Source organism: Mycolicibacterium chubuense (assembly GCF_001044255.1).
In the GTDB taxonomy this organism is placed as follows: domain Bacteria; phylum Actinomycetota; class Actinomycetes; order Mycobacteriales; family Mycobacteriaceae; genus Mycobacterium; species Mycobacterium chubuense.
This window is the reverse complement of record NZ_JYNX01000060.1, coordinates 316,979-332,175: the sequence shown is the minus strand read 5'-3', so window position 1 is coordinate 332,175 and position 15,197 is coordinate 316,979. Positions and strand designations below refer to the sequence as shown.

Here is a 15,197-nt window from a genome sequence, read left to right as displayed (position 1 = left end):
GCGAGCAGACGCAAACGCGCGCAACCGTTCAGAGACCGATCTGCCCGTTGTCCTTCCACACTGCCACCACCGACGGCCGCGCCGTGCCGTTGCCGCCCTCGGGCCAGCGCGACTGCGGGTTGTCGATGCTGTTGTCGTCGTTCTCCCCGGGGTGCTGCACGCACACCGTCACCAGCGTGTCGGTCACGATCGGTCCGCAGGTCTCCGCGCCCAGGGGAACGGTCAGGAATTGTTTCACCTCACCGCGATTGGGGCCGTCGAGCGCGACCGCGAACAGTCCGTCGTTCGAGTCGAGTGCGTTGCCGTCGGTGGAGATCCATAGGTTGCCGTGGCTGTCGAAGGCCAGGTTGTCCGGGCAGGAGATCGGGCTGACCTTGCTCTTGTCGAATCCCGCGAAATAGGTGTCGGCCGCTTTCGGGTCACCGCACACCAGCAGCAGCTCCCAGGTGAAGTCGGTGCCCGCGTGGTCATCGGTGATCTCGAGGACCTGTCCGCTCTTGTTGTCGTTGCGCGGGTTGGCGGCGTCGGGAGCGGCCTCGCCGGGCGCCCCGCGTTCGTCGTTGTTGGTCAGCGCCACGTAGACCTTGCCGGTCTTGGGGTTGGCCTCGAAGTCCTCGGGGCGGTCCATCTTCGTGGCGCCGGCTTTGTCGGCGGCCATCCGGGTGAACACCGCGGCTTCCTGTGCGGTGACGCCGTCGACCAGTGACTGCGCCTGCCCACCGGGCCCGCTGCGCAGCAGCGGAAGCCAGGTGCCGGTGCCGCTGAACGAGCCCTTCGCCGGCAGAGTGCCGGAGCCGTCGATCTCCGAGGGCGGGATGTCGCTGGAGAGCTTGGCGACGTAGAGCGTGCCCTCGTCGAGGATCGTCATGTTGTGCGCCATCGCGGCCGGATCGGTGCCGGGCTGCACCTTCTTGGCGGAGACGAATTTGTACATGTAGTCGAAGCGCTGGTCGTCGCCGGTGTAGGCGACCACGGTGCCGTCGTCGGTGACGTAGATGGTGGCGCCTTCGTGCTTGAGGCGCCCCATCGCGGAGTGCTTCACCGGGGTCGACGCGGGGTCCCACGGGTTGAGCTCGACGACGTAGCCGAACCGGTTGACCTCGTTGGGCGTCTTCGTCAGGTCGAAGCGCGGGTCGAACGTCTCCCACTTGAGGGCGGTGGGTTCGGCCGCGACGCCGTAGCGGTCCCTGCGGTCGGCGTCGACCGGGCCCGGCGCCGGCGCACCGTCGGCGGCGCCGAAGTACTCGTGGAAGTTCTCCTCCCCGGACAGCACGGTGCCCCACGGCGTCACGCCGCCCGAGCAGTTGGCGAACGTGCCCGCCACGGTGCGTCCGGCGGGGTCGGCGGCGGTCTTGACGAAATCGCTGCCCGCTGCGGGACCGGTCAGGGTGAACGGGGTGTCGGCGGTGACGCGCCGGTTGTAGGAGCCCATCACCGGTTTCAGACCGTCGGGGGTGCGCTCCACCTCGACCACGCCCATCCCGACCGCGGCCTGCTCGACCTCGAACTGCTCGCGGGTGGGGGCGTCGGCGTCGAAGCCGGGGAACATGAACTGCGGGGTGACGTACTCGAAGTTGGTGACCAGCAGGAAGCGGTTCTGCCGGCCGGGGATCGGCAGCAACCCGGCGAAGTCGTTGTTGAACCCGAACTGGCCGCGCTGGGCCGCGCCGGTCTGCTTGGCGACGTCGAAGGCGGGCGCGCCGGGAAGGATCGGGTCGCCCCAGCTGATGACGACGGCCTGCCGGTAGCCGTCGGCGACGACGACCGCGTCCTCACTGTTGGGGGCCACCGACGCGAAGTTCATGCCCGGTGGGGGAGAGGCCGGGGCGGGCGCCGACGACGACGTCGGCGCGGGCTGGGTCGGCGATGAGCATGCCGCGAGCGCGGATCCGGCGCCGACGGCGAGCACCGCGACGCTGCCGGCCTGCAGGATCGAACGGCGGGACACGACCTTGGCGATGTCGCCGAAGTACTCGTTGTCGCTCCGGTTGGGCACCGGCTTGGAGCACGCGTCGCCGCACTTAAAGACGCACGTGATGTGTTGCCGACGGGACTTCCCGTCGTGGCTGACGAACAGGTTCAGCGGCACGAGCGCCATGAGATCTTCCGGTTCCTTCCCACGCGGACCTCCGGCCGGGGGCTGCCGGCCGGACCGCCCGCACCGTACGACACTCCGACGAGCAGCAGGCGACCAGCGGGTTAACAGCGAGTGTTCAGGAAAACCGCATTTGCTGGTGTTGCTGCCGTTCCCGGTATAGCCTGTCCAGCACTGTTGACGAGAGGGTCAAATAGTGACGGATACAGCTACGAAAGTGCAGCTCGAAGCCGGCCGCGCGCGCACTGGCTAGCGCTCGGGGCGGCATCGGCCGGTGTCGGAGCGGCGTTGCTGGGATTCTCGCTGCTCGGGCCGCAGACCGGCGTCGCCGCGGCGGACGGCACCAGCGAGACCTCGGCGTCTGCCGGTCCGTCGACAGCGCACCGGGCCGACACGGCCCGCACCACCGGGGCGCAGCGACGAGCCGAGCGCCGCGCGGCCCGGGCCGAGACACGTCAGGCGCGGCGGGCGGACCGCGTGGCCGACGCCGAACCCGCATCCGCCGCGCGGGCCGTCGACACCAGCACCGTCGACACCAGCACCGTCGCCACCGAAACCGTCGCCACCTCGACCCGAAGCACCCTCTTCAACAAGGCACCGACCGTGACCCCGATCCAGCTCACCGGTCAGGTCGACGGTCCGATCACCGGAACGATCGGTGCGAGCGACTCCGACGGCGACCCGCTCACCTACCGGATCCGGCGGTCACCACGCGAGGGCTTGGTGCAACTCGCCGACGACGGGACCTACACCTACACGCCCAACGAGAAGTTCGACGGCGTCGACACCTTCCGCGTCGCCGTCCTCGACGGCAGCCCGTTCCGGCCGTTCGGGACCAGCGCCACGTCACTGATCAACCAGGGCGCCATCACCTTTCAGTTCCGCTACACCGACGGCGGCACCGCCTGGACTCCCGAGCGGCAGCAGGCACTGCAGGACGTGGCCAGACGACTCACCGGATACGTCATGGTGACCAAGCCGGTCACGCTCACCTACGACGTGGGTGTGGAGACCGATGCGGGCAGCCTCGCTTCGGCCGGCAGCGCGCTCACCTCCGGATACGCCGGCTTCTGGCGCACCGTCGTGCAGAACAAGCTGATCACCGGGGTCGACTCCAACGGGTCGGCCGCCGACGGCCAGATCGACTGGAACTTCAGCTACGCCTGGGGATTGGACGACAGCATCGCCGCCGACGAGTACGACTTCACGTCGACCGCACTGCACGAACTGCTGCACACGCTCGGCTTCCTGTCCCAGATCAACAAGGCCGGAAGCAATACGGGTCGCTCCTGGACATCGTTCGACCGGTTCGTCGTGGCCGCCGACGGTCACAAACCGATCAGTGCGTTCTACACCTGGAACACCGCCGACAATGCGCGGCTCACCGGCGCCAGTGGGGGCTTGTTCTTCGGGGGCGCGAACGCGGTCGCGGCGTACGGCGGCCCGGTCCCGCTGTACACGCCGAACCCTTGGGAGAGCGGCAGTTCCATGAGCCACCTCGACGACACCACGTTCGTCGGCGCCGACGATCAGCTGATGAACGCCAAGGCCGGAAAAGGCCCCGGTGTGCGGGCGCTGAGCGCGGTCGAGGTGGGCATCCTGAAGGATCTCGGCTATCAGGTGGTCACGCCGCAGAACTCGGCGCTGGCGTTCGCCGGGCTGCTCGTGCTGGTCCGGCGGCGCCGCAGGGCGGGGAGTTCAGTCGGCCAAGACGCCGCGTAGCAACTCGACGAGGACCCGCGGCTGGTCGCTCTGCACCGAGTGCCCGGAGTCCTCGACGATGTGGACGCGCTGGAATCCCGGCGCGGTGCGGGCGAATTCGGCAGCGTCGTCGTCGTTGACGAAGAACGACTTCGCGCCGCGGACCAGGGTCGTCGGCGTGGAGAGCCGCGGCACGTCGTCCCACAGGCCCTCGAATCCCTCCGCTTTCCGGATGGAGTCGTAGCGCCACGTCCAGGTGCCGTCGTCGAGCCGCTTGGCATTGTGGAACACGCCGCGCCGCAACGATTCCCGATCACGGTGCGGTGCCGCCGCCACGGTCACCTCGAGCATCGCGTCGAACGACGGGAAGCTCCGCTCCCCCTGCACGAGAGCGACCGTGCCCTTCTGCGCGTCGGTCATCTGGGTGTGCCGTTCGGGTGCCGACGGTGTCACGTCGACCAGGACGAGCTTGCGCACCAGGTCCGGCGCGGTCACCGCCAACCGCAGTGCGGTCAGACCGCCGAGCGACATGCCGACGACGAGGTCGGCGTCGCCGGCCAGCTCCCGCACCACCGGTTCGACCGCGACCGCGTTGTTCTTCGGCCCGTAGTCACCGTCCTCGCGCCACGCCGAACGGCCATGGCCGGGAAGGTCGATGGCCAGCGCGGGCAGGCCGAGCCCGAGTATCACGGTGTCCCAGGTGTGGGCGTTCTGCCCGCCGCCGTGCAGGAACACCACGCGCGGCGCGTCGTCGCCGTACCGCAGTGCGCTGATCGGTCCGTGGTCGACGCGGGTCGCCGCCGGCAGCGGCCCCGTCACCCCGGCCTGGGTGGCGTTCTCTTTGAGGAAGATGAATTCCGACAGGCTGGCCAGCTCGTCGTCGCTGTCGTCCATGGGCAAACAGTACGCACCGGCCGATATTGGGATGCGTGCGCCGTGCCGGGTGTGCCACCGTCGAGGCCGTGCACACCGATCCGAAGAGCCTGACGTTCCGTAGCGCCGAGGAGGCCGACTGGGCGGCGATGGCCTTGATCACCGCGACGGGGTTCGGGGTCTGGCGGTCCGAGGAGACCGCCGCGGTGTGGCGGTCGATGATGCCGGCGGACAGCGCCGTGGTCGCCTGCGACGGGGACGACGTGGTCGGTACGGCGTTGTTCCTCGATCTCGAGCTGACCGTGCCCGGGGGAGCGGTGCTGCCGATGGCGGGGGTGTCGATGGTCGCCGTCGCACCGACCCACCGGCGGCGGGGGGCGCTGAGCGGCATGTTCGACGAACTGCACCGGCGGATGGACGCCTACCCGATCGCCGGGTTGGAGGCCAGTGAGGCGGAGATCTACGGCCGCTTCGGCTATGGCGCCGCGACGGTGTGGGAACGGCTCGAGGTGCACCGCCGCGGCGCACGCTTCCATCCCGCGGTGCCCGATCCGGGCGGTGTCCGCATCGTGCGGCCCGCCGAGCATCGCGCGCAGCTCGAGGACATCGACGAGCGATGGCGGCGCCGGACTCCCGGCGGCCTGCACACCCCGGCCCGGCTGTGGGACGAGATCCTGGCCGACCGCGAGGGGTCGAGAAGCGGTGGTACGCCGCATTACTGCCTGCTGCATCCGGACGGCTTCGCGTTCTACCGGCTGCACGGCAGTGACGAGAAGACCACCGTCGAGGTGACGAAGCTGGCGGCGGCGACCGCGGAGGCGGAGATCGCGCTGTGGCGGGTGCTGCTGGGGCTGGATCTCAAGGACACGATCGGCATCCACACCCATCCCGGCGCGTTGCTGCCCTACCTGCTCACCGATCCCCGCCGGGTACGCACCACCAGTGTCGAGGACGGGCTCTGGCTGCGGATGCTCGACATCCCGGCCGTGCTGCAGGCGCGCACCTACGCGGCGGATCTGTCTGTGGTGCTGGAGATCTCCGATGAGTTCCTTGGTCGCGGCGGCCGGTTCGCACTGCAGGTGCGCGACGGCCATGCGCACTGTGCACCCACCACCGCCGACGCCGACGTGCACACCGACGTGTCGGTGCTGGGCAGCCTCTATCTCGGGACGCACCGCGCCTCGTCGTTCGCGACCGCACACCGCTTGCGCTGCAACGACTCTCAGGTACTAGCCGCGCTGGACGCGGCGTTCGCCGTCGACGTCCCGGCCGAGCTGGGTTACGGCTTCTAGCCCCAACGCGAAACTGCGGGGAGATCGGCATTCCGTGACGGAACGCGATCTCCCCGCAGTTTCGGCGAAGAGGAGACTCAGCCCGGTTAGATCCCCGAGTCGCTACGCTCCTGCCCACCGGCGATGAACTTCTCGAGCTGATCGCGGGCGATGTCGTCGGCCAGCTGCTTGGGCGGGCTCTTCATCAGGTACGCCGAGGCGGCCTCGATGGGGCCGCCGATGCCGCGGTCCTTGGCGATCTTCGCCGCGCGCACCGCGTCGATGATCACGCCGGCCGAGTTGGGGGAGTCCCACACCTCGAGCTTGTACTCCAGGTTCAGCGGCACGTCGCCGAAGGCACGGCCCTCGAGGCGGACGTAGGCCCACTTGCGGTCGTCGAGCCACGCGACGTGGTCGGACGGACCGATGTGGACGTTCTTGTCCTCGATCTTGCCGGCCAGCGAGCCGGACAGGTTGGAGGTGACGGCCTGGGTCTTGGACACCTTCTTCGACTCCAGCCGCGAGCGCTCGAGCATGTTGAGGAAGTCCATGTTGCCGCCGACGTTGAGCTGGTAGGTGCGGTCCAGCGTGACGCCGCGGTCCTCGAACAGCTTGGCCATCACGCGGTGGGTGATGGTGGCGCCGACCTGGCTCTTGATGTCGTCGCCGACGATCGGCACGCCGGCGTCTTCGAACTTCTTCGCCCACACCGGATCCGAGGCGATGAACACCGGCAGCGCGTTGACGAACGCCACGCCGGCGTCGATCGCGCACTGGGCGTAGAACTTGTCGGCCTCCTCGGAGCCCACCGGCAGGTAGGACACCAGCACGTCGACCTTGGCGTCCTTGAGCACCTTGACCACGTCGACGGGCTCGGCGTCGGACACCTCGATGGTGTCGGCGTAGTACTTGCCGATGCCGTCGAGCGTCGGGCCGCGCTGCACGACGATGTCGGTCGGCGGCACGTCGGCGATCTTGATGGTGTTGTTCTCGGAGGCGAAGATCGCCTCGGACAGGTCGAAGCCGACCTTCTTGGCGTCCACGTCGAAGGCGGCGACGAACTTCACGTCGCGCACGTGGTACTGGCCGAGCTTGACGTGCATCAGGCCGGGAACGCTGGCGTTCTCGTCGGCGTCCTTGTAGTACTGCACGCCCTGCACGAGCGAGGACGCGCAGTTGCCCACGCCGACGATCGCAACCCGAACGTCATTGCTTGCGGTCATGACGACTTCTCCTCTTGTCCTACGTCACTGCTGGTATGGGTGGTACTCGAGCTCAAATCTGTTCGGCACGTCCCTGCGCCGACTTCTCCGCCGCGATCAACTCGTTGAGCCATTTCACTTCGCGCTCACTGGACTCCAGCCCCAGCTGGTGCAGCTGTCTGGTGTACCGGTCGAACGAGTTGCTCGCCCGCGCGATGGCTTCACGCAGACCTTCCCGACGCTCTTCCACCTGACGGCGGCGACCTTCCAGAATCCGCATCCGGGCCTCGGCGGGGGTGCGGTTGAAGAAGGCGAGATGCACTCCGAAGCCGTCGTCGGAGAAATTCTGGGGTCCGGTGTCGGCGACCAACTCGGTGAACCGCTGCTTGCCGGCATCGGTGAGCTGGTACACGCGGCGCGCACGGCGCACCTTGACCGTGCCTTCCGGCGCGGCGTCCTCGACGATCAGGCCGTCGGCCTGCATGCGCCGCAGCGCCGGGTAGAGCGAACCATAGGAGAAGGCGCGGAACGCACCGAGCAGACCGGTGAGCCGCTTACGCAACTCGTAGCCGTGCATCGGCGCTTCCAGGAGCAACCCCAGGATGGCGAGCTCGAGCATCCGGGCACCCCCTTCTCATGATTCGCCGCTAGGACGATCCGACACGTCGCGCAATAGTATCGCGCCGATATATTGAGCGCCACACGGGTGCGCCGCGCGACGGCCGTCAGGCGTCGCTCAGGAGCTGGGGTAGCTGATCCGCTTGACCGTCATGTCGCCGTTGAGCTCGATGTATCCGCTGTTCCCGAACGTCGGCGAGACGTAGATGCTGAGCTCGATGCTCTCCGGCGGCGCGGTCATGTCGCTGTTCGGGTCGATGCTGAGGTAAGTGGTCTTCACCTCGGCCGGGTCGATCCCGAGCGTCTCCGGAGCGCCCCGGAGAATGCCGACGAGCTTCGGCACGTCGAACGCGGCCAGGTCCACCAGACGGGCGTCCGACCCCGTGCTCGTCTCTGTCGGGTCGTCCCAGCCGCCGCGGTAGGAGTAGCGCAGCACCCGCCGGGGTTCGGTGGGGTCGGGACGTTCCAGCGAGGCGTAGTCGGAGTAGATCGTGAGGCTGTAGCCCTTGGTGTCGCCGAACTTCTGCTTCATCTGGGTGAACAGCCCGGTGAGCCCGCCGACGGAGTGCAGCTGCCGGGGCGGGGTGAGCACCGTGGCGGGGATGCCGTCGGCCTTGGCGCCCGGGTCGGAGGTGAAGTTCAGCGGTGAAGGCGTGTTGCCGTAGAGGCCCCACCCGATGGCCACGCCGAGGAGCACCAGCACCGACGCCATCGCGATCCGGATGCCCCAGCCGCCGGGCAGTTTGGGCAGCTGCCGGGGCGGTTTGCGCAGCTGGGTGGGCGCGTTGGCGGTCTGCAGGTCGGAGACCAGCTCTTGCAGTTGACCCAGCGTGGCGGCGTTGGTGGCGGCCTTCACCCGCTCGCCGTGCTCGGTCATCGACAGCTGGCCCTCGGCCAGCGCGGTGTCGAGGATCTGGCACGTGTCGGTGCGGTCGCTGTCCTTTGCCCGCGTCCACGTTGCCCCACGGGCCGAGCTGCCAGAAGCCACGAGAGATGATCGTAGGAGTTGAGTCCGTGATCCCGCAGGCCAGCGCGGATCACGGCGGGTTCGGGGCCGACCCGGGAGCCATGTCACGCGTCCGCGGCCCGGGTGCCGACGTACTCTGGTCTGCGTGCGATTGCAGCGACAGGTGGTGGACTACGCCCTGAGGCGGCGGTCCCTGCTGGCGGAGGTCTACTCGGGACGCACCGGCGTCACGGAGGTCTGCGACGCCAACCCCTACCTGTTGCGCGCGGCGAAGTTCCACGGCAAGCCCAGTTCGGTGATGTGCCCGATCTGCCGCAAGGAGCAGCTGACCCTGGTGTCGTGGGTGTTCGGTGACCATCTCGGTGCGGTGTCCGGATCCGCCCGCACGGCAGAGGAGCTGGTTCTGCTGGCAACCCGTTACGACGAGTTCTCGGTTCATGTGGTGGAGGTGTGTCGGACCTGCAGCTGGAACCATCTGGTGAAGTCCTACGTGCTCGGCGCGGTGCCGCCCCCCAAGGGTTCGCGCCGCACCCAGACCGCGCGCAGCAACGCGCGGACGGCCAGTGAATAGCGACGGGCGTCACGACCGATCAGCCGACAGTGCCCGCGATGGGCGCAGGGCGGCTGACGGTGTGAACGCGCGACCCCAGCACCGTGCCGACGCCCCTCGGCGTCGGCCGCCCGGCCCGGATGCGCCGCGTCCGCCCCGGCCCGCCCCCGACGACCGGCTGACCACCGTGCTGCCCCCGGTGCGCGACGAACGTCCCCGCCATCTGCAGGACCCGATCGACGCCGTCAAGCGCGCGCTCGACGGCGGCCCGCCGAAGCAACCGCCGCCCCCGGGCCGGCCGCCCGGCGGCGGAGGCCCTCCGGGCGGTGGCGGTCCGCCGGGACGCAAGCCCACCCTGCGCGAGCAGATCAGCGGTAAATGGGTGCGCCGCAGCCTCATCGCGATGGCTGCGGTGCTGATCGTGCTGCCGCTGCTGACGTTCGGGATGGCGTATCTGATCGTCGACGTGCCCAAGCCGGGCGACATCCGCACCGCGCAGGTGTCGACGATCCTGGCCAGCGACGGTTCGGAGATCGCGAAGATCGTTCCGCCGGAGGGCAACCGGGTCGACGTCAACATCGACCAGATCCCGGTGCACGTGCGCGACGCGGTGATGGCCGCCGAGGATCGGGACTTCTATTCCAATCCGGGCTTCTCGTTCACCGGCTTCCTGCGCGCTTTCAAGAACAACATCTTCGGCGGCGACCTGCAGGGCGGGTCGACGATCACGCAGCAGTACGTCAAGAACGCGTTGGTGGGCGATGCGCGCTCCGGCGTGGGCGGGCTGATCCGAAAAGCCAAGGAGCTGGTCATCTCCACCAAGATGTCCAGCGAGTGGTCCAAAGACCAGGTGATGCAGTCGTATCTGAACATCATCTATTTCGGCCGGGGCGCCTACGGGGTGGCCGCCGCGTCGAAGGCGTACTTCAACAAGCCCGTCGAGCAGCTCACCGTCGCCGAGGGCGCTCTGCTGGCGGCGCTGATCCAGCGGCCGTCGGCACTCGACCCGGCCGTCGACCCGGAGGCCGCGAACGAGCGGTGGAACTGGGTGCTCGACGGCATGGTGCAGATCGGCGCGCTGTCGGCACAGGACCGCGCGGCGCAGGTGTTCCCGCCGACGATCCCGAAGGACGCGGCGAGCACCCAGAACCAGACCACCGGGCCGAACGGGCTGATCGAGCGCCAGGTGACCAACGAGCTGATGGACATCTTCAACATCAGCGAGCAGCAGCTGAACACCGAAGGCCTCCAGGTCACCACGACGATCGACCCGAAGGCGCAGTCCGCCGCGGTCGACGCGGTCTCGGAGTACATGGACGGCCAGGACCCGGACATGCGCACCGCGGTGGTGTCGATCGACCCGAAGACCGGCGGCGTCAAGGCCTACTACGGTGGCTCCGATGCCAACGGGTTCGACTTCGCCCAGGCCGGGCTGCCCACCGGATCGTCGTTCAAGGTGTTCGCACTCGTCGCGGCGCTGCAGCAGGGCATGGGGCTGGGCTATCAGGTCGACAGCTCGCCGGTGACCGTCGACGGCATCAAGATCACCAACGTCGAGGGCAGCAGCTGCGGCACCTGCAACATCGCCGAGGCGCTGAAGCGGTCGCTGAACACCAGCTACTACCGGTTGATGCTGAAGCTCAAGAACGGACCGCAGGACGTCGCCGACGCCGCGCACCAGGCCGGCATCGCCGAGAGCTTCCCCGGTGTGGAGCACACGCTGTCCGAGGACGGTAAGGGCGGCCCACCGAACAACGGCGTCGTGCTCGGCCAGTACCAGTCCCGGGTCATCGACATGGCCTCGGCGTACGCGACGATCGCCGCGTCGGGCGTCTACCACAAGCCGCACTTCGTGCAGAAGGTCGTCAACGCCGAGGGCACGGTCCTCTTCGATGCCGGCCAGGAGGACAACTCGGGCGAGCAGCGCATCGACAAGGCGGTGGCCGACAACGTGATCGCGGCGATGCAGCCCATCGCCGGGTACTCAGGCAGGGCGCTGGCGGGTGGGCGCCCGTCGGGAGCCAAGACCGGCACCAACCAACTCGGTGACACCGGCGACAACCGGGACGCGTGGATGGTCGGCTACACGCCGTCGCTGTCGACGGCGGTGTGGGTGGGCACCGTCGACGGCACCAAGCCGCTGGTGAACGAGTCCGGCGGGGCCGTGTACGGGTCGGGCCTGCCGGGGCAGATCTGGAAGGCCACGATGGACGGCGCCCTCGACGGCACCGACAACGAGTCGTTCCCCAAGCCCGAGGAGATCGGCGGTTACGCGGGTGTGCCGCAGGCGCCGCCTCCGCCGCCGTCGACCACGGTCGCGCCGCCCCCGTCGGAGACGGTGATCCAGCCGACGCTGGAGATCGCGCCCGGCATCACGATTCCGTGGGGCCCGCCGACCACCGTGCCGGCCACGCCGGCGCCGGCCCCCGTCGGGGCCCCGCCCGGCCCGGAGGTCGTACCGGGGGCGCCGCCGCCTCCCGGTGCCCCGGTCCCGGTCGCGCCCGGCGCTCCCCCGCCGCCTCCGTGACCTCGCCGGGCCCTCTCGCAGACGATCTGCGGAGCCTCGACGATCGCGATTTCCCCAGCCGCACCGACACTCTCGGTGCCGCGCTGGCCGGCACCATCGGCGGACCCGTCGGCAGGCACGCGCTGATCGGCCGCACCCGGTTCATGACCCCGCTGCGGGTGATGCTCGTCATCGCGCTGGTGTTCCTGGCGCTCGGCTACTCGACGAAGGCGGCCTGCCTGCAGACGACGGGCACGGGCACCGCCGATCAGCGGGTCGGCAACTGGGCGAACAACCGCGCCTACTACGAGCTCTGCTACTCCGACACCGTGCCGCTCTACACCGCGGAACTGTTGAATCTCGGCAAGTTCCCGTACAAGTCGAGTTGGCTGGAGACCGACGAGAAGGGCAAGCCGCGGCTGCAGTACGACGGCACCCCCGCGGTGCGGTACATGGAGTATCCGGTGCTGACGGGCATCTACCAGTACCTGTCGATGTCCCTGGCGAAGACGTACACGACGCTGACGAAGCTGACGTCGGTGCCGATCATCGCCGAGGTGGTGATGTTCTTCAACATCTCCGCGTTCGGTCTGGCGCTGGCGTGGCTGACGACGGTGTGGGCGACCGCCCTGCTGGCCGGTGCGCGGCGCATCTGGGACGCCGCGCTGGTGGCAGCCTCCCCGATCGTGGTCTTCCAGATCTTCACGAACTTCGACGCGCTGGCGACCGGGTTGGCGGCGGGAGCCTTGCTGGCCTGGGCCCGCCGCCGTCCGGTACTGGCCGGGGTGCTGATCGGGCTCGGCGTGGCGGCCAAGCTCTATCCGCTGCTGCTGCTGATCCCGTTGACGCTGTTGGCGATTCGAACCGGGCGCCTGCGCGAGGTCGGTAAGACCGCGCTGACGGCCGCGATCACGTGGCTGGTGGTCAACCTGCCGATCATGGTGCTGTTTCCCCGCGGCTGGTCGGAGTTCTTCCGGCTAAACACCCGCCGTGGGGACGACATGGACTCGATCTACAACGTGGTGAAGTCGTTCACCGGGTGGCAGGGCTTCGATCCCGACCTCGGGTTCTGGGAACCGCCGGTGGTGCTCAACTCGATCACCGCGGCGTTGTTCGCGGCGTGCTGCATCGCGATCGGCTACATCGCGCTGACCGCAGCGCGCCGGCCGCGGATCGCTCAGCTGGCGTTTCTAGTGGTGGCGGCGTTCCTGCTCACCAACAAGGTGTGGAGCCCGCAGTTCTCGTTGTGGCTGGTGCCGCTGGCGGTGCTGGCCCTGCCGCACCGGCGAGTTCTGTTGGCGTGGATGACGATCGACATGCTGGTGTGGGTGCCGCGGATGCTGTATCTGTTCGGTGAGCAGAACAAGGGTCTGCCCGAGCAGTGGTTCACCGCGACCGTGCTGCTGCGTGACGTCGCGGTGGTCGTGTTGTGCGCGTTGGTGATTCGACAGATCTACCGGCCGGAGCTGGATGTGGTGCGCCGGGGCGGCGTCGACGATCCGGCGGGCGGAGTGTTCGACCGGGCACCCGATGCCTATCCCGTGTGGCTACCGGACTGGCTGCGGCCCCGCGCATCACATCCGGGCCCAGCGCGCCAGCGCGAAACTGTAGAGGCCGTAGGCCGCGAAGCCCAGCGCGGCGAACATCAGCAGCGCGTCCCCGGAATTCGCGGCGCCGAGGGTCTGCACGGCAGCGTCCAATCCGGCGGCCTTGGCCGGATCGGCCCGGACGGCGGCGACGATCACCAGGATGCCGGCCAGCGAGTAGACGACACCCTCGGCGACGTAGCCGTACACCCCGAGCACGACCACGAGTCGCCCGCCCGAGATGGTCAGGTCGTCGACGAATCGTCGTGAGGCGCCCTTGTAGGCGTAGTAGCCACCGATGACGGCGACCACCGCGCCGACCGCGATCAGCGCGGCGCGACCCGAAAACGATTGCATCAGTTGGGCACTCAGGCCGGTGTTCTGCTCACTGCTGGTCTCGCGGCTGCCGATGGCGAACCGCGCGCAGGTGTAGCCCACGCTGCAGTAGACGGCCAGCAGACCCAGGGCTTTGAGCCGGTTGCCGATGCTCGCGTCGCGGGGGTCTCGCCCGCCTTCGGCCGGATGCAGACCGAGCAGCGCCTCGGTGAGGCGCCAGGCCGCCAACGGGATGAGCGCGGCGGCGATGGCCCACAGGATGAGCACCCCGTCGGTCGCCGCGGCCAGCGTCGCCATCGCTCCGGAGGGGTCGGCGTGCCCGCCGCGCCCGATCGCGATCCGCGCGATGACATAGGCGATCAGGAAGTGCAGCGAGCCACTGGCGATGAAGCCGGCCCGAGCCGCCCGGCGCACCCCGTCGTGGGCCACGATCCGGTCGACGAGCGGCGGCCGGACCATGGCTGCGCTCTACCCTCGGGCGCTGTGGGCGAAACCGGGACGGCGTCGACTGTTTGCCGCTCCCCGCGGGTGGTTATATTTGCTAAGCAACCGCTGCATCTCAGGCTGGAGTCGTCTCATGACCTTTCTCGACCGGGCCCTGCCCGCCGCAGTGATCCTCGGTGGTCTCGTCGCGGGCGCCCTCGGCTTCGGCGCCGCACCCGCGTTCGCGCAGCCGGCTCCGCCGCCCCCGCCGGGGCCCGCCGAGTTCCCTCCGAACCCGCCGGGTGAGCCGGTGCCGAACTGGGCGCCGCGCAAGCCCGCTGAGATGTGGAACGGCGAGCCGGTGGTGTGGACGTCGATGTGGGGCGGGCGCTGGGGTGTGTGGAAACACGGCAGCTTCATCACGCTGTCGTCGAACCCGGTGACCAACGGCGGCTGACATCTGACGGGGATGTCCATCTGCCTAGATGCGCTATATAGTTGGCAGACGACTGGCAGCTCTCTGCGTGCCATGAGGTGGGAGTGACGATGAGCGGACTGATCAGGCGCACGACGCAGATGGCGCTGGCGGCAGCGGCCGCGGCGACGGCGTTCCTGGGAGCAGCGGGTCCGGCCAACGCCGACTCCACCGACGACTACCCGATCCCGCACCGCATCATCGTCACCACCTGCGACGTCGAGCAGTACATGGCCGCGGCTCGCGACACCAGCCCGGTGTACTTCGAGCGCTACATGATCGACCGGAGCAACCGGCCGGCCGACGTCCAGCAGATGGCCTTCGATCGCATCCACTGGTTCTTCTCCCTCGACCCGGTCGCGCGCCGGCAGTACTCCGAGGACACCGCCACCAACGTGTTCTACGAGCAGACCGCGACGCGGTGGGGCAACTGGGCCAAGCTGTTCTTCAACAACAAGGGTGTGGTCGCGCACGCGACCGACGTCTGCATGAACTACCCCAAGGGCGACATGTCCGTGTGGAACTGGCCGGTTCCCGGGCATCCCTGATCGCGATTTCCCAGATCAAAGCCCGTTCCTGTAGCCTGGGCCGGTT

At 68.8% G+C, this 15,197-nt stretch carries 12 protein-coding genes and 1 pseudogene; 7 read left to right on the top strand and 6 right to left on the bottom strand.

Annotated features, from left to right (window positions below; all coding sequences use genetic code 11):
• Window positions 1-28: 28 nt before the first annotated feature.
• Window positions 29-2,098 (bottom strand): PhoX family protein, encoded by a 2,070-nt coding sequence (locus MCHUDSM44219_RS22395; protein ID WP_048420398.1) that lies wholly within the window; start codon window positions 2,096-2,098, stop codon window positions 29-31.
• A gap of 285 nt (window positions 2,099-2,383) precedes the next feature.
• On the opposite strand from MCHUDSM44219_RS22395, the gene MCHUDSM44219_RS22390 reads away from it, so the two are divergent.
• Window positions 2,384-3,817 carry an Ig-like domain-containing protein gene (locus MCHUDSM44219_RS22390; protein WP_053081351.1) on the top strand — a complete coding sequence of 478 codons (1,434 nt, stop codon included), beginning with the start codon at window positions 2,384-2,386 and terminating at the stop codon, window positions 3,815-3,817.
• On the opposite strand, the gene MCHUDSM44219_RS22385 is transcribed toward MCHUDSM44219_RS22390, so the two are convergent.
• The gene (locus MCHUDSM44219_RS22385) at window positions 3,794-4,690 is read right to left on the bottom strand and encodes an Rv0045c family esterase (RefSeq protein WP_048420396.1); all 897 of its coding nucleotides are present in this window, start codon (window positions 4,688-4,690) and stop codon (window positions 3,794-3,796) included. The two genes, MCHUDSM44219_RS22390 and MCHUDSM44219_RS22385, sit on opposite strands and share 24 nt — an antisense overlap.
• A 128-nt stretch (window positions 4,691-4,818) precedes the next feature.
• Between MCHUDSM44219_RS22385 and MCHUDSM44219_RS22380 the strand changes: the two genes are divergently transcribed.
• Complete coding sequence (locus MCHUDSM44219_RS22380; RefSeq protein ID WP_048420513.1) at window positions 4,819-5,961, top strand: enhanced intracellular survival protein Eis; 1,143 nt, start codon at window positions 4,819-4,821, stop codon at window positions 5,959-5,961.
• 86 nt (window positions 5,962-6,047) lie between these two features.
• Here MCHUDSM44219_RS22380 and MCHUDSM44219_RS22375 read toward each other — a convergent pair whose 3' ends face one another.
• The 3 genes from MCHUDSM44219_RS22375 to MCHUDSM44219_RS22365 form a co-directional block, all read right to left on the bottom strand.
• On the bottom strand, window positions 6,048-7,163 hold the full coding sequence (locus MCHUDSM44219_RS22375; protein WP_048420395.1) for an inositol-3-phosphate synthase: 1,116 nt from the start codon (window positions 7,161-7,163) through the stop codon (window positions 6,048-6,050).
• A 52-nt stretch (window positions 7,164-7,215) separates the two neighbouring features.
• On the bottom strand, window positions 7,216-7,761 hold the full coding sequence (locus tag MCHUDSM44219_RS22370) for a PadR family transcriptional regulator (protein ID WP_048420394.1): 546 nt from the start codon (window positions 7,759-7,761) through the stop codon (window positions 7,216-7,218).
• Between the two features lie 117 nt (window positions 7,762-7,878).
• A complete protein-coding gene (locus MCHUDSM44219_RS22365) occupies window positions 7,879-8,748 on the bottom strand; it encodes a DUF1707 SHOCT-like domain-containing protein (RefSeq protein ID WP_048420393.1) in 870 nt (289 codons plus the stop codon).
• 124 nt (window positions 8,749-8,872) lie between these two features.
• Between MCHUDSM44219_RS22365 and MCHUDSM44219_RS22360 the strand changes: the two genes are divergently transcribed.
• The 3 genes and pseudogenes from MCHUDSM44219_RS22360 to MCHUDSM44219_RS22350 all read left to right on the top strand — a co-directional run.
• Window positions 8,873-9,298 (top strand): DUF5318 domain-containing protein, encoded by a 426-nt coding sequence (locus tag MCHUDSM44219_RS22360; RefSeq protein ID WP_048420392.1) that lies wholly within the window; start codon window positions 8,873-8,875, stop codon window positions 9,296-9,298.
• Complete coding sequence (locus MCHUDSM44219_RS22355) at window positions 9,291-11,804, top strand: transglycosylase domain-containing protein (RefSeq protein WP_413783634.1); 2,514 nt, start codon at window positions 9,291-9,293, stop codon at window positions 11,802-11,804. The genes MCHUDSM44219_RS22360 and MCHUDSM44219_RS22355 overlap by 8 nt, the downstream gene beginning before the upstream one ends.
• Window positions 11,801-13,429 (top strand): annotated as a pseudogene (locus MCHUDSM44219_RS22350) (glycosyltransferase family 87 protein); the annotation flags it as partial. The gene MCHUDSM44219_RS22355 and the pseudogene MCHUDSM44219_RS22350, both read left to right, overlap by 4 nt.
• On the opposite strand, the gene MCHUDSM44219_RS22345 reads toward MCHUDSM44219_RS22350, so the two are convergent.
• Window positions 13,358-14,164: a DUF1206 domain-containing protein gene (locus MCHUDSM44219_RS22345; RefSeq protein WP_048420390.1), complete on the bottom strand. Its 807-nt coding sequence runs from the start codon at window positions 14,162-14,164 to the stop codon at window positions 13,358-13,360. The pseudogene MCHUDSM44219_RS22350 and the gene MCHUDSM44219_RS22345 sit on opposite strands and share 72 nt — an antisense overlap.
• A gap of 118 nt (window positions 14,165-14,282) precedes the next feature.
• On the opposite strand from MCHUDSM44219_RS22345, the gene MCHUDSM44219_RS22340 reads away from it, so the two are divergent.
• Window positions 14,283-14,585, top strand: coding sequence for a hypothetical protein (locus MCHUDSM44219_RS22340; RefSeq protein ID WP_048420389.1), 303 nt, complete (start codon window positions 14,283-14,285; stop codon window positions 14,583-14,585).
• Window positions 14,586-14,674: 89 nt separating this feature from the next.
• Complete coding sequence (locus MCHUDSM44219_RS22335; protein WP_048420511.1) at window positions 14,675-15,151, top strand: DUF5078 domain-containing protein; 477 nt, start codon at window positions 14,675-14,677, stop codon at window positions 15,149-15,151.
• The last annotated feature ends 46 nt before the right edge of the window (window positions 15,152-15,197 follow it).

Bases quoted from the DNA above. Each gene is read 5' to 3' on its own strand.
- MCHUDSM44219_RS22395 (WP_048420398.1), bottom strand. From the start codon at position 2,098: ATGGCGCTCGTGCCGCTGAACCTGTTCGTCAGCCACGACGGGAAGTCC.
- MCHUDSM44219_RS22385 (WP_048420396.1), bottom strand. From the start codon at position 4,690: ATGGACGACAGCGACGACGAGCTGGCCAGCCTGTCGGAATTCATCTTC.
- MCHUDSM44219_RS22380 (WP_048420513.1), top strand. From the start codon at position 4,819: ATGGCCTTGATCACCGCGACGGGGTTCGGGGTCTGGCGGTCCGAGGAG.
- MCHUDSM44219_RS22375 (WP_048420395.1), bottom strand. From the start codon at position 7,163: ATGACCGCAAGCAATGACGTTCGGGTTGCGATCGTCGGCGTGGGCAAC.
- MCHUDSM44219_RS22370 (WP_048420394.1), bottom strand. From the start codon at position 7,761: ATGCTCGAGCTCGCCATCCTGGGGTTGCTCCTGGAAGCGCCGATGCAC.
- MCHUDSM44219_RS22345 (WP_048420390.1), bottom strand. From the start codon at position 14,164: ATGGTCCGGCCGCCGCTCGTCGACCGGATCGTGGCCCACGACGGGGTG.
- MCHUDSM44219_RS22340 (WP_048420389.1), top strand. From the start codon at position 14,283: ATGACCTTTCTCGACCGGGCCCTGCCCGCCGCAGTGATCCTCGGTGGT.
- MCHUDSM44219_RS22335 (WP_048420511.1), top strand. From the start codon at position 14,675: ATGAGCGGACTGATCAGGCGCACGACGCAGATGGCGCTGGCGGCAGCG.